Annotated in this window: 11 protein-coding genes; 2 read left to right on the forward strand and 9 right to left on the reverse strand. The window is 60.1% G+C overall.

The window, feature by feature from the left end; all coding sequences use genetic code 11:
• Positions 1-45: 45 nt before the first annotated feature.
• From clpX to M2447_RS00320, 8 genes are all read right to left on the reverse strand, one after another.
• Positions 46-1377 (reverse strand): ATP-dependent Clp protease ATP-binding subunit ClpX, encoded by a 1332-nt coding sequence (gene clpX, locus M2447_RS00285; protein WP_277556828.1) that lies wholly within the window; start codon positions 1375-1377, stop codon positions 46-48.
• 97 nt (positions 1378-1474) lie between these two features.
• Positions 1475-2701 (reverse strand): ABC transporter permease, encoded by a 1227-nt coding sequence (locus tag M2447_RS00290; RefSeq protein ID WP_277556830.1) that lies wholly within the window; start codon positions 2699-2701, stop codon positions 1475-1477.
• On the reverse strand, positions 2698-3945 hold the full coding sequence (locus M2447_RS00295) for an ABC transporter permease (RefSeq protein WP_277556831.1): 1248 nt from the start codon (positions 3943-3945) through the stop codon (positions 2698-2700). Before M2447_RS00295 ends, M2447_RS00290 begins: the two co-directional genes overlap by 4 nt.
• Positions 3946-3991: 46 nt before the next feature.
• The gene (locus M2447_RS00300; protein WP_277556833.1) at positions 3992-4357 is read right to left on the reverse strand and encodes a four helix bundle protein; all 366 of its coding nucleotides are present in this window, start codon (positions 4355-4357) and stop codon (positions 3992-3994) included.
• Positions 4358-4436: 79 nt separating this feature from the next.
• Positions 4437-5078 carry an ABC transporter ATP-binding protein gene (locus tag M2447_RS00305; protein ID WP_343215357.1) on the reverse strand — a complete coding sequence of 214 codons (642 nt, stop codon included), beginning with the start codon at positions 5076-5078 and terminating at the stop codon, positions 4437-4439.
• A gap of 291 nt (positions 5079-5369) precedes the next feature.
• A complete protein-coding gene (locus M2447_RS00310; protein ID WP_277556835.1) occupies positions 5370-6761 on the reverse strand; it encodes an efflux RND transporter periplasmic adaptor subunit in 1392 nt (463 codons plus the stop codon).
• A gap of 144 nt (positions 6762-6905) precedes the next feature.
• On the reverse strand, positions 6906-7643 hold the full coding sequence (locus M2447_RS00315; RefSeq protein ID WP_277509671.1) for an ROK family protein: 738 nt from the start codon (positions 7641-7643) through the stop codon (positions 6906-6908).
• A 160-nt stretch (positions 7644-7803) separates the two neighbouring features.
• A complete protein-coding gene (locus tag M2447_RS00320) occupies positions 7804-8337 on the reverse strand; it encodes a peptidylprolyl isomerase (protein WP_277556836.1) in 534 nt (177 codons plus the stop codon).
• Positions 8338-8709: 372 nt separating this feature from the next.
• On the opposite strand from M2447_RS00320, the gene M2447_RS00325 reads away from it, so the two are divergent.
• Together M2447_RS00325 and M2447_RS00330 are read left to right on the forward strand one after the other, a co-directional pair.
• Positions 8710-10335, forward strand: coding sequence for a PEP-CTERM sorting domain-containing protein (locus tag M2447_RS00325; protein ID WP_277509669.1), 1626 nt, complete (start codon positions 8710-8712; stop codon positions 10333-10335).
• A gap of 264 nt (positions 10336-10599) precedes the next feature.
• Entirely contained in the window at positions 10600-12834 is a 2235-nt protein-coding gene (locus M2447_RS00330; protein WP_277556838.1) for an NADP-dependent isocitrate dehydrogenase, read from the forward strand.
• Positions 12835-12893: 59 nt separating this feature from the next.
• Here the strand turns inward: M2447_RS00330 and M2447_RS00335 are convergent, their stop codons facing one another.
• Positions 12894-13982: a hypothetical protein gene (locus tag M2447_RS00335; protein WP_277556839.1), complete on the reverse strand. Its 1089-nt coding sequence runs from the start codon at positions 13980-13982 to the stop codon at positions 12894-12896.
• Positions 13983-14318: the final 336 nt, after the last annotated feature.

The following is a 14318-nucleotide window of genomic DNA, read 5'->3' on the forward strand; positions in this document are numbered from 1 at the left end:
ACGAACCCTGGAAAAATCGGCCTCAGACTCCCGGCGCCTTTTTCGCTACGCGGCGCGTTTTGAACGGGCGGGCGCGGCGGCGGAACGGCGCTTGAGTTGCGGGCGGCGTTTGCCTGAAACGACCGCGGCGGCGATGAGCACTTCGGCGATGTCGTCGCGTTGCGGAATTTCGAACATCACATCGAGCATGAGTGTTTCCATGATCGAACGGAGGGCGCGCGCGCCGGTCTTGAGTTCGAGCGCCTTGCGCGCCAGGGCTTTCACGGCGTCACGGGAGAAACGCAGCGTCACGCCGTCCATCGCGAAGAGTTTCGCGTATTGGTGAATGATGGCGTTTTTGGTGTCGAGAAGGATGTGCTCGAGGTCCTGCTCGTCCAGCGGGTTCAGCGCGGAAACTACGGGAAGGCGTCCCACAAATTCGGGGATCATGCCGAAACGCACAAGATCGTCGGGAATGATTTGCCGCATGACCTGGCTTGGCGTGTCGCCGGTTTCCTTTTGTTGCTTGATTGCCGAGTAGCCCACGACATCCGCGCCCGCGATGCGACGGCGCACGATCTGGTCGAGACCGACAAAGGCGCCGCCGCAAATGAAGAGAATGTTGGTCGTGTTGACGTAAATGTTTTCCATCCCCGGATGCTTGCGTCCGCCCTGGGGCGGCACGGCGCAAAGGGTGCCCTCGAGGATTTTGAGAAGCGCCTGCTGCACGCCCTCGCCGGAAACATCGCGCGTGATCGAGGCGCTCTCGGACTTGCGTCCGATTTTGTCGATCTCGTCGATGTAGATGATGCCGCGCTCGGCTTTTTTCACGTCGTAGTTGGCGGCCTTGAGGAGGCGGTGCACGACGTTTTCCACGTCGTCGCCCACATAACCCGCCTCGGTGAGCGTGGTGGCGTCGGCGATGGCGAAGGGCACGTCAAGAATGCGGGCGAGCGTGCGGGCGAGAAATGTTTTTCCGGAGCCGGTCGGCCCCATGAGCAGGATATTGCTCTTTTCGATTTCGACGGCGTTGAGGGCGGGCGTGAGTTGCCCGGACGCGGGCTGGATGCGTTTGTAGTGATTGTAAACGGCGACGGAGAGAACTTTTTTGGCGTGCTCCTGGCCGATGACGTATTCGTCGAGCTCGCGCTTGATCACGGCGGGCTTGATGAGCTTGGGCGGAGGCGGCGCGGGAACGGGAGGAAGCGCGGCGGCAATTTCCGCGGCTGTGGCGGCAAAAATCCCGGGCGGCGGGTTGGCCCCGCGATCAATAAAAAGCTGGCAGACATGCACGCACTTTTCGCAGATAAAAACGCCGGGCCCGGTCAGCAGATTGCGCACCTCGGATCGCGGTTTACCGCAAAAGGAGCAGAGTGTGAGATGTGCCGGTTTCGCCATGCCAGTAGAGTGCGCCGCGCGACGGTTTGTGTCGAGGGAGATCGTTTTTAGGGACGCATTCGCCGTTCCGACTTAAACTGGTTTTTCGGTGTGAAAATCACTCGTAGCGCAGCGCTTCGATGGGGTCGAGCGAGGCGGCTTTCCAGGCGGGATACATGCCGAAGATCACGCCGATCAGGCCGCACACGATCATGCCGACCACCGCCCAGATGACCGGGAACACGACGTTGAAGCCAAGCAGCAATCCGCCCGCAACGCCGATCAGGTAGCCGACAATCACGCCGATCATCGCGCCGCTGAGCGAAAGCGTCACCGACTCGATCAGGAATTGCGCGAGGATGTTTATTTTTTTCGCGCCGATGCTTTTGCGAATGCCTATTTCCTTCGTGCGCTCGGTCACGCTCACGAGCATGATGTTCATCACGCCGATGCCGGCCGTCACGAGCGCGATGCCGCTAATCACAAACGCGCCGATCGCCACCACGCCCGCGATTTTGTTAAAGGCGTCGATGAGCGATTCGTTGGAAAAAACTTCAAAGTCGTTCGGGTCCTCCGGCTTGAGTTGGCGCACGAGGCGCATCACGCCGATGGCGCGGTCCTGCACGGCTTCGAGGTCCTCCTGCGAGTGCGATTGCACGTTGAGGCTGATCGAGCGCCAGGCGCGTCCGTAGACCATCAGCCAGCGCGTGATCGGCGTGATGACAAACGCGTCCTGGCTTTGGCCGAGCGAGGAGCCTTTCGCGGCGGTGACGCCGATGACCGTGTAGTTTTGGTTGCCGATGCGCACGAGCGCGCCGACCGCGCGTTCGTTGGGGAAAAGTTTCTCGACGATTTCGCTGCCCATCACACACACGGGGCGGCCGAGCGCGACGTCCTCGGGGCTGAGGTTGCGGCCGTCGGCGATGGTGTAGTTGTAGGCGGTCAGGTAGTTTTCGTCGGTGCCGATGAGGCGGAGGCTGGGGTTGGTTTTGCGGTCCTTGTATTTGGCAACGAGGCCGCCGCGCGCGAGGCGCATGCTCACCCTGGCCTCGTCGCCCATGGCGTTCTTGAAGCGGTCGGCCATGGGATAGGTGATGTCGCGGCGGTTGCGAAATTGCCGCCAGCCGTCGCCAAAGGAGATCGCGGGATATTTCTGGATTTGAAAGCTGTTGGAGCCGAGCTGGCTGAGGCCGGATTCGATTTCGTTGCGCACGCCGTCCATGATTGTCATCGCGCCGATGATCGAGAACACGCCGATGGCCATTGCGAAAATGGTGAGGCCGCTGCGGACTTTGTTGGCGCGCAGCGAGGAGAAGGCGAGGCGGAGTATTTCGACGAGGATCATTCGTAACGGAGGGCGACAACGGGGTCGAGTTTGCTGGCGCCGAGCGCCGGGATGAATCCGCTCAGGACGCCGACGGCGAGCGAGAGGCCGAAGCCGATGAACAGGAGCGTCAGGGAAAACACGGGCGGGAACGCGGGGAACATGATGGCGATGGCCTTGCAAATGCTCCACGCGATGGTGAGGCCGATGATGCCGCCGATGACGCTGATGCTCACGGCCTCGATCAGGAATTGCATGAGGATGGTGCCGCGGCGCGCGCCGAGGGCCTTGCGCGTGCCGATTTCTTTCGTGCGTTCTTTCACGCTGACAAAGGTGATGTTCGCGATGCCGATGGCGCCGACAAAGAGCGAGAGTCCCGTGATAAAGAGGCCGGCCAGGGTGATGCTGCGCATCATGGGGTCGAGTTGTTCGCGGATTACTTTTTGCTCGTTGATGTCGAAATTGTCCTTCGCCTCGGGCGGGAGCTGGCGGATGCGGCGCATGAGGCCGCGCAATTCCTCGCGCGCGTCGTCCATGCGGGTTTGGTCCACTTGCACGCGGATTTCGACATTGTTGCCGATCCAGAAGTTGCGGCGAAAGGCGTTGATGGGCATGAGGACCATCGAGTCGAAACTGAACAGTCCGAGAAAGCTGCCCTGCCGCTCGGCGACGCCGATGACGGTGTATTGCTGGCTGCGGATGCGCAGTGTCTGGCCGACCGGGCTGCCGTTGGGGAAGAGCGCGTCGGCGACGTCGAAGCCGATGACGACGACGTTGCGCCCGCCGCGCGATTCGACTTCGTTGAAGAAGCGGCCTTCCTTCATGTCGGTGCGCACGATGCGCGCGTAATCGGAGACGGTGCCGAGCGTGTAGATGCCGGTCACCCGGTAGTCGCCGCGGATCACGGTGCTGTTGGCGCTGGCCACGGGCACGGCGAGTTTGATCGGGGCGTCGTGTTGCACGGAGATCCAGTCGTTGATGCGCTGGGCGTGCTCGACGCGGAGGCGCGGGCGGTTGCGGTAGCTCCACCAGTCGTCCACGTCGCGCCACGGCCATTTGGTGATGTAGAGCACGTCGTCGCCGAAGCCGGAGAGGGAGCTTTCGACTTTCGCGCCGATGCCGTTGATGGCGGTTCCCATGAGCGTGACCGAGACGATGCCGATGATGACGCCGAGCGCGGTGAGCAGCGAACGCATTTTGTTCGCGCGAATCTGCGCCGCCGCGATGCGGAGCGATTCGGTGAGTTCGTGGAAAAAACGGCGCATGGCGCTTTGAATTTTCGATTTTCGATTCTCGATTTTCGATTGGGCGCTACCGCGCCGATTTTGGCTTTCGGAGGAGTGTTTTGCGCGATGCGACCATAATGGCGACGAGTTCGCCGGCTTCTTTTTGCAACGGAGCTAGTTTTTTTGAGGGCATGACTCCGTGTTCGGCGGTGATTTCCAACCAGAATCCCGACTCATCGGCCTCTTCCTCGACGACGGAAAGTTTAGAAATCATTTCGGCGGACGATCGGGAACGGCAAACAGCCCGATAATTTGCGCCAACCGATGTGCCGGATCGCCCGAGTTGGTTTGCGATCACACGTCCCGAGTGCGTGTTTGGAAGTGAGTCCACTACTTTCAAAACCCGAAGCGCGAATTTTTTGGTGCGTTGTTTGAGTTCGTTTTCAGTCATGATGTTTTTTGGGGTTAATATTCAAATATGGCGCGGTAGCGCCCAATCGAAAATCGAGAATCGAAAATTAAACAGTCTGTCATCGGTTCATTTCATCCGTTTCAATAAGTCCGTCTCGCAACCTCACTATTCTCCGCGCGTGCCTGGCGATGTCTTCCTCGTGGGTGACCACGATGAGCGTGTTGCCTTGTTTGTAGAGGTCCTCGAAAAGGGCCATGATTTCCTCGCCGGTGCGCGAATCGAGATTTCCCGTCGGCTCGTCGGCGAGGATGATCGAGGGGGTGTTCACAAGGGCGCGCGCGATGGCAACGCGCTGGCGCTGTCCGCCGGAGAGCTCGTTGGGCTTGTGGTTCATGCGGTCGGCGAGGCCGACGTGCTCAAGCGCGGCGCGGGCGCGTTCGAGGCGGTCGTGGCGCGGCACGCCGGCGTAGATGAGCGGGAGCTCGACGTTGTGCAGCGCGGTCGAGCGGGCGAGCAGGTTGAAGGTTTGGAAGACGAAGCCGATTTCCTGGTTGCGGATCGCGGCGAGCTCGTCGTCCACCATGTGGGCGACGTTTTTCCGGTTGAATTCGTAGAGTCCGGCGGTCGGCGTGTCGAGGCAGCCAAGCATGTTCATGAGCGTCGATTTTCCGCTGCCGGACGGGCCCATGATGGCGAGGTATTCGTTGCGATGGATTTTGAGGGCGACGCCGCGCAGCGCGTGGATCGTCTCGGTGCCCATGTGGTAGAGTTTCGTGACGCCTTCGATTTCGATGACGAGCGAGCCGGGCGGACGGTATTCGCGCGCGGGGGGGATTGGCGTGGCGGCGTTGGGAGATTCGTGGGGGGCGAAGGTCATTGGGAAAATTTTCGATTTTCGATTTGGCAGACTGTCGCTGTCGCTCGAAACGATTTTCGATTGGGAGCTGCCGCTCCGCTTTCGATTTCGGGCACGCGCGGAAGCGCGCAATCGAAAATCGAAAATCGAGAATCGAAAATAATAAACAGGCTCATTGTTTAAGGCGGCACCGCATTACTTCTTGCCCGGCTTCCGCGCGTCCTCCACCACGTCCATGCCGTCGCGGAGGATGCGGGTGATGGCGGCGTAGCTGCCCGAGACGATTTTGTCGCCTTCCTTCACGCCGGTTTTGATTTCCATGTGCGTGGTGTCGGCGATGCCGGTTTCGACGGGCACCATTTTAACCTTCGCGCCTTCGAGAACAAACACGACGCGGTCGAGCGACTCGCGGTCGTTGCGCTCGGAGAGGCGCTTGTCGCGGGTGTTGACCGCGGTGGCGGCGCCCTCGCCTTTTGTCTCGGAGCTTTTCCTGGCGCGGTCGGCGGCGAGCTGGTCCATGGTTTTGCTGCCTTCGCGCGAGCGGACGGTGACGGACTGGATGGGCACGGCGACGACGTTTTCGACGGTTTGCGTCTCGACGTCGGCGTTGGCGCTCATGCCGGGGCGGATGGGGATGTCCTTGTCGAGGATGCGGATTTTCACCTGAAAGTTGGTGACTTCCTCCTGCGTGTTGCTGCCGGTGGTCTTGGCGGCGGAGCCGATTTCCTTCACGACGGCGTCGAACTTGCGACCGGGAAAGGCGTCGATGGTGACGCGGGCCTTGTCGCCAACCTTCACGTTGACGATGTCGTTTTCGTTGATGTCCACGCGCACTTCCATGTTGGTGAGGTCGGCGACGCGCATCATTTCGGTGCCGGCGAATTGTCCCGTGCCGACGACGCGCTCGCCGACTTCCGAGGTGCGCGAGCTGATGGTGCCGTCGATGGGCGAGTAGATGGTGGTTTTGTCGAGCTGGTCCTTGGCCTGGTTGAGCAGGCCCTCGGAGCTGTTGATGGAGGCGTTGGCGGCGTCGAGGTTGGCGCGGGCGCGGTCGTGGAGGGCTTTCGTGGCGATGAAGTCGGATTCGGAAATGAGGTTTGTTTTGTAGAGGCCCTCGGCGCGCTTGAGGTCGTCCTCGGTTTTGATGAGCTGCACTTGCGCGTCGGCGGCGGAGGCGCGCGCGGAGGCGAGCGCGGCTTCGCGTTGCTCGACTTGGAAGCGGTAGTTGTCGGCTTTTATTTGCGCGAGCAGGTCGCCTTTTTTCACATACGCGCCCTCGCGAAACGGCAGCTCAAGGATTTCGCCGGCGACTTCGGGGGAAATTTTCACCTCGGTCTCGGGCTGTATTTTTCCGGTGGCCGAGACGATTTGCGTGATTGTTTTGATGATCGCCGGCTCGACGGTCACGCGCTGCGCCTTCGGGCCGCGCTTGCCCGCGGCGACGGCGGCGATGACGAGGCCGACGACAACGAGGCCGCTGACAAGAAGAAGCAGCCCCTTGCGCGATTTGCGGCGCGGGCGCGTTGCGCTTGGGCGGGTGACGGTCTGGTTGGGTGCGGAGGACGAGGGAGATGCGGGGGATGACATTGGCTTGGAACGGAAAAGGGAGTGCAGGAATGAGGGGATGAAAGAACGAGGCGTGCTTTCCAAACACCCCGGCGGCGGGAGAAGTTACAATTATTTTTTTGGCGGCGCGCGGCAGGCCGTGCACACACCGCGGAAATCGTTGCGTCAGATTTTGCCCGTGCCCGCGAGCGCCGCGCCGACGATGCCGGCGTCGTTGAAAAATTCCGCGGGCACGAGGCGCGCGCGGGTTTTCATGTATTTGAAATATTTGTCGTGCTTGTCGCTCACGCCGCCGCCGATGATGATCAGCTCGGGCCAGAGCAACTTTTCGAGAACGCGCACGTAGTCGCCGAGCTGCGTGCCCCACTCCTTCCAGGAAAGGTCGCGCTGTTTTCGCGCGGAGGCGGCGACGAATTTTTCGGCGGATTTCCCGCGAATCGGCAAATGCCCCAGCTCCGTGTTCGGCTGCAACACGCCGCGCCAGAACAGCGCCGAGCCGATGCCCGTGCCGAGCGTCAGCAAAAGCACCGCGCCCTTCTCGCCGCGACCCGCGCCGAAGCGCATTTCGGCCACGCCGGCGGCGTCGGCGTCGTTGATGACGCTCACGCGGCACTTCGTGGCTTTTTCGATGACGGCGACGAGGTCGCAGTCGATGAATTTTTTGTGGAGATTGGCCGAGGTGCGAATCATCGGGCCCTGCGCGACGCCGGGAAAACCCGCGCCGATGCGTCCGCGCCAGCGAAAATGTTTCGCGATTTCCGCGATGATTTCGCCGAGTCGTTGCGGCGAAACCTTGTCGGGTGTTTCGATGCGATAACGCTCCGCGAGGAGTTTTCCAGTGCGAGTGTCAACCGGCGCGCCTTTGACCGCCGATCCGCCGATGTCGATGCCGAGAACGTTCATGGGATGAGGATGATTTAAGATTAAGGTGTTACTCCAAATTTAATTTTCCTGAATTTTTTAACCACGGATTACACGGATTAACACGGATAAATGCAAAAGCGCCGGAGTCCGCATCCGTGTATATCCGTGTAATCCGTGGTCATGTGTTTTTAGTAAAATTTCAGCAGCCTTCGCAGTCGCCGTTTTCGCAATCGCAATCGCCGTCCTTGCAACTGCCGCGCTGTTTGCCGCAGCCGCAGCGACGCGCGTTTGCCAGTTGCTCGATTTCCCCGGCGGTCGCCTCGCGCACGGCGACGATCTCGACGTGAAACGTCAGGTCCACGCCCGCGAGCGGATGATTGGCGTCGAGCGTGATCTCGTCGCCCTCGACGGCGGACACGGTGACGACGGGCGCGCGCGGATCGGGGGCGGTGCGGAACTGGTCGCCGACGCTTATCTCGCCCTCGACGGGGAGCATGGAGCGGTTGACCTTGTGCAGGAGCGATTCGTCGCGCGCGCCGTAAGCCTGGGCGGAGGGGACGTTGACGGTGGTTTTGGTTCCGGCGGACAGCCCGCTGAGCTGAGCCTCCAGCCCGTCGATGATCTGCCCGGCGCCCTCCATGTAGCTTACCGGTTCGCCGCCGACCGACATGTCGATCATGTTTCCCGAGGCGTCGCGCAATGTGTAGTGAAAAGTGACGATGTTTTGTGACATGAAAAAGAAGTAAACCCCCTACCCGCTTCCTTGGGGTTCCGCAAGAAACAACAATCGGGCCACCAAAAAACCGAGCCCCAAGGTTTGCCCCGAGCCATGGTTGCATCGCGGCGTTCATTTGGCGGGCCGTATTGCAGCAAGCGCGCCTCATGCAAACGCGCCATTCGCGGCAATGGCCTATTTGTGGTCATAAATTCCCTTTTTCCGCGCATTCTGATCCTCTTCGAGGTCGTCCACCCCCTGTTTTGATCTTGCGACCACAACGCGTCGTTTTTTACATTTATCTGCACGGGAATTGGTTTCCAAAAAAATCTCGCGCGCACCAGCTATCAGCTTGCAAATGCAAATTACTTTATCTAACAATCCCGCCCAGTGAAACGCCTGCTCATCGCCTTATCATTTCTAGCCGCAGTCACATTGACCGCCGCCGATTACACGTGGACAGGCGCCGCCGGCGACGGCAATTACGACAATCCTCTCAACTGGACCTTCAGAAAAATCCCCTCGGCCAACAACGGCACGGAAACCGTGTATCTGACCGAGGAGGGCGCGGGCACGATCAATTTCGACGCCAGCAAGATTCGCCTCAAAGCGCTCGTCTTCCTTAACTCCACACCTTACACCTTCTCGGGCAATGGGATAAACATCGGACTGGTCGATGGCATCACGCTGGGTTCCGGGGATGTGACACTCCACGGCGTGCAGATTGCTGGCGGCACCTTGCAAGTTGACGGGCCGGGAAAACTTTACATCAGCAACCCCGTCGCCGACGCCACCACCGTCGTTCCGCTCGACATTCGCGGCACCGGCAAAGTTATTTTGACCGGACGCAAGGAAGGCATGGATGAAAAGTCCCCGCAAACATACACACTTTCATCGGAAGCCTACCTGGGATACACGGAAAACTTTGCCACCAGCTTCGCGGAATTCCTCCAGAGCATCAACGCCATCACCGACCCCAACGCCATCGTGGGCATAGACAGCGTCGATTCCTCGACCACCCGCACCGTTTCCGACACCATCGACCTTTCCCTGCTTGGCAGAACCGAGCAAACCACGCCCTACTACATCGGCACCACAAGCAACATCAACCTCACCGGCCTCATCACGCCCACGCTCACCGCAGGAGGCGGCTACGACGCGCTTTATCTGGCGGCGCTTGACGACGGCTATCTGAAAATTTCCTCCCAGCTCGGCGGTTCGACCTCGCAAGTGAACACCGTTGTCATAGGCAAGGCCGGCTTGGACAACCAAGGCACTGTCGAAATCGCCGCCTCCAACTCCTACAGCGGAGGCACGCGCGTCCTCGGCGGAACGCTGTTTGTCAACACCAACAATGCCCTCGGCGCCACCTCCGGCACCGTTTCCGTCTCATCCGGCGCCACGCTCAATCTCGGTTCCAGTGCGTCGGTGTCGCTTTACAACCCCGTCGTGCTCGACCCCGGCTCCACCATCACCGGCTACGGCAACTACCTCTCGCACATCACGCTCAGCACCGGCGCAAACCTCGTTCCCGGCGGCTTCGGGCGGATAGGCGAAATCCATTTTCATTCCCCCGGCACCAGCCTCACACTCGAGGCCGGCGCCATCTGGCACGTCGACCTCACCGCCACCAGCAGCGACAGGCTCTGCGCATGGAATAACATCGACATTCTGGGCAACCGGCTCGTCCCCATCGTCATCAACCTCTACTCGGTAAACAGCAACGGCTTCGGCCCCCTGCTCGACTTCGATTACACCCAGTCCTACACATGGACGATCCTCTCCCGCAACCAAAGCCTCACCGGCTTTGACCCCGATTACTTTAATATCAACGCCGACGCTCTTCTCGCCTACAACCCCAAGCTCGCGGGCCTCGGTGATTTTAATATCGAACAAATCGGCAACGATCTCGCCATCACCTTCACCCCCGTTCCCGAACCCGGCACCTACGCGCTCATGCTCCTCGGCCTCGCCACGATGGGCGTCATGAAATACCGCCGTCGGAAAAAAGTTTGAGACTCAAGATTGGGGGCGAATCCCCAAATAAGGCATAATCACGGGGAGCCACGGAATCGGGAAAAATCCACCGGCAACTCTTCACGGATTTCTCCGTGTCACTCAGTGCCCTCCGTGGTTAAAAAATCAAAAAACCTTAATTCGGGATAAAATCTAGGTTTAAGGACAAGCCACCGCCGTCATCATCCTAAACTTAATCTTTAGACTTAAACCCTGAGCTTTGTTTTGACCCTGCGCGCATCTGGCATACGAAATACCCAACGTATGTCAGCCACCACACCCGCCATCATCTACACCAAGACCGACGAAGCCCCCGCGCTCGCCACCCATTCGCTCCTGCCCATCGTGCGGGCGTTCACCAAACACGCGGGAATCACGGTTGAGACGCGCGACATCTCCCTCGCCGGGCGCATCCTCGCCGCCTTCGCCGACCTGCTCCCGCCCGAGCAGCGCACCCCCGACGCCCTCGCCGAACTCGGCGCGCTCACCCTCCGCCCCGAGGCCAACATCATCAAGCTCCCCAACATCTCCGCCTCCGTCCCCCAGCTCACCGCCGCCATCAACGAACTCCGCGCCCACGGCTACAACCTCCCCGATTACCCCGCCAACCCCGCGACCGACGCCGAGCGCGACATCCGCGCCCGCTACGACCGCGTCAAAGGCTCCGCCGTCAACCCCGTCCTCCGCGAAGGCAACTCCGACCGCCGCGCCCCGAAAGCCGTCAAGGAATACGCCCGCAAACACCCGCACTCCATGGGCGCATGGACGCCCGACTCCAAAACCAACGTCGTCCACATGGACGGCGGCGACTTTTACTCCAACGAAAAATCCGTCACCCTCCCCGCCGCCACCACCGTCCGCATCGACCTCGTCTCGCCCGACGGCGCGCTCATCAAAACCCTCAAGGAAAAACTCCCCCTTCTTGAGGACGAAATCCTCGACGCCACCGTCATGCGCAAACGCGACCTCGTCGCCTTCTACGAAACCCAAATCGCCCGCGCACGCGCCGAGGGCGTTCTCCTCTCCCTCCACCTCAAGGCCACCATGATGAAAGTCTCCGACCCCATCATGTTCGGCCACGCCATGCGCGCCTACCTCAAGGACTATCTCGCCGCGCACGCCGCCGCGCTCGCCCCCCTCGGCATCGACCTCAACAACGGCATCGGCGACCTCGTCGCCAAAATAAAAACCCTCCCCGACGACCAGCGCGCCCCCCTCGAAACCGGCCTCGCCGCCGCGCTCGCCGCCGGCCCCGCCCTCGCCATGGTCAACTCCGACAAAGGCATCACCAACCTCCACGTCCCCAGCGACATCATCGTGGACGCCTCCATGCCCGCCATGATCCGCACCTCCGGAAAAATGTGGAACGCCGAGGGCAAACTCCAGGACACCCTCGCCCTCATCCCCGACGCCTCCTACGCCCCCGTCTATCAAGCCGTCATCGAGGACTGCAAAAAACACGGCGCCTACGACCCGCGCACCATGGGCACCGTCCCCAACGTCGGCCTCATGGCCCAAGCCGCCGAGGAATACGGCTCGCACAACAAAACATTCGAGATTCCCGCCAACGGACTCGTCCGCGTCATCGACACCGCCAACGGCGACATTCTCATCGAGCACACCGTCGAGGCCGGCGACATCTGGCGCGCCTGCCAGACCAAGGACGCCGCCGTCCGCGACTGGGTGAAACTCGCCATCACCCGCGCCCGCGCCACCGGCGCGCCCGCCATCTTCTGGCTCGACCGCAACCGCGCGCACGACGCCGAACTCATTGCAAAAGTCCTCCCCGCCATCACCACGCACGACACCACCGGCCTCGACATCCGCCTCCTCGCCCCCGCCGCCGCCTGCCGCGCCACCCTCGAACGCCTCCGCGCCGGACAGGACACGATCAGCGTCACCGGCAACGTCCTGCGCGACTACCTCACCGACCTCTTCCCCATCCTCGAACTCGGCACCAGCGCCAAAATGCTCTCCATCGTTCCCCTCATGAACGGCGGCGGCCTCTTTGAAACCGGCGCCGGCGGCTCCGCGCCCAAGCACGTCCAGCAATTCCTCGGGGAAAACTACCTGCGCTGGGACAGCCTCGGCGAATTTCTCGCCCTCGCCGTCTCGCTCGAGCACCACGCCACCGCGAACAAAAACCCCAAGGCGCAAATCCTCGCCGACACGCTCGACGCCGCCACGGGCCAGTTCCTGGAAAACAACAAGTCCCCCGCGCGCAAAGTCGGCCAGATCGACAACCGCGGCAGCCACTTCTACCTCGCCCTCTACTGGGCGCAACAACTCGCCGCGCAAGACAAGGACGCCGACCTGAAAAAAATCTTCGCCCCCGTCGCCGAAAAACTCGCCGCCGCCGAGACGACAATCGCCGCCGAACTCATCGCCGTCCAAGGCAAGCCCGCCGACATCGGCGGCTACTATCAACCCGACGACACCAAAGCCTCCGCCGCCATGCGCCCCAGCGCGACATTTAATAATATACTGGCCGAATTATAATATTCACCAGTTGGGTTTCATTTTATAATCCGCGCATTATTATATGCGCCTGAATTGCATCAAGCGTCCGCCTCCATTGTTGCAAACGAGCGCAACGTGGTGTCCCCGGGCAATCCCTGCTCGCGCAAAACCTGGTTTGCAATTTCGCGGCTTCTTGCCCCATCCAGTAACAACAAGTCGATATAAGCGTTGTCCGTTCCTGTTGCGCCTCCAAGAAGACGCCCGCTTTTTTCTGCGCGCAACGCAGCATCAAGCGCATCCTCAATTTTTGAACGCGATGCGATTTCCTCCCCTTGTTTTAGCCATGAAGCGGGAAAAGCCGCGCTTGCAAAATCAGCGCCATACCGCACCACAGGATTGGCCCAACGTCCACTCGCCTCCATATAATCGCGAATCAAGGTATAATGCTCCGAAGTTCCCACATACACATCGCTTCGAGGATATTTCCCGCTTGTCTCCTTTATTTTATAAACTACTCCCGACTGGCCGGGTGGCAGTTTCTTCCATCCTTTGCTTGATTGCAGGCCGGCAATATACTCAGGCAGTTCAAGAATTGGAATGGAGCCGACGAGTTTGCCCGAGCCCAAATCTATGCGACCCAACCACTGTTCGACACCGTATTCGCCCAAAGTCTCGTCAAGCGCAAGAAACAGCACGCGATATTTCGCATTCTTGTCCAACTTTTCAAATAGCGGATGCCAAACTGTCAGATGGATGATTTTCCGCTCCTCATCCAACTCGGGAGTCAGCCAAAATTCGATCGGTCGAAAATCATCATCCCCGATTTTCAAAACCCAGTTTTTAACCGATCCCGGTTGTCGCGCCGGATAAAAGGTCCATCCATTAATTTCGGGCGCGCAACTTTCCCAATATTGTGTGAGCAATTGTTTGTGGGAGTCTCCCTCGGCGCTCAACGTAAACGAATGCCCCTTGCCTTCGGCTCCCGGCCCGAAAACCCAGGCAAAGTTTCCGAGCAACTCGTCAACCTTCTCGCCAACCTCATCAGCGAGCGACGGACACTTGCCATCCTCAATTACTTGATAAAAACGATCGGCCACCGACGCATACCATCCCCAAAAACGCGCGACACGCGATTTAAACGATGGCTCGCAAGAATAAAATGATTTAACACTATTGATGTCTTCCATAATCGAACTGTATATAAACTTTATTTTTCAAAAATGTCAGTTGAAGCGAGTCCCCGCAAGGGTGCATCTCAAAATTTTACAGGATAAAAAGAACACGTTTGCACCCTGAAGCTTGATCCAGCCTGAAACGAAGAGTCGAAAAAACGCATTCCACTTTGGAGTGCGGCGGCAGAGGCCGCAGGCCGGCGACGCCGCTTTCGCGTCGAGAAAGTTGCATCCGCTTGGCGTCGAGGGAACGCCTGCAAGCCTGACGCCAAAGGCGTCACACAATTTAGCCCCGGATGAGCGCGCAGCGCGCAACCCCGGGTTACCAACAGCATGCCGCCGGCCCCCTGA

Origin of the sequence: Ereboglobus sp. PH5-10, assembly GCF_029504735.1 — a bacterium.
Lineage (GTDB): Bacteria > Verrucomicrobiota > Verrucomicrobiia > Opitutales > Opitutaceae > Ereboglobus.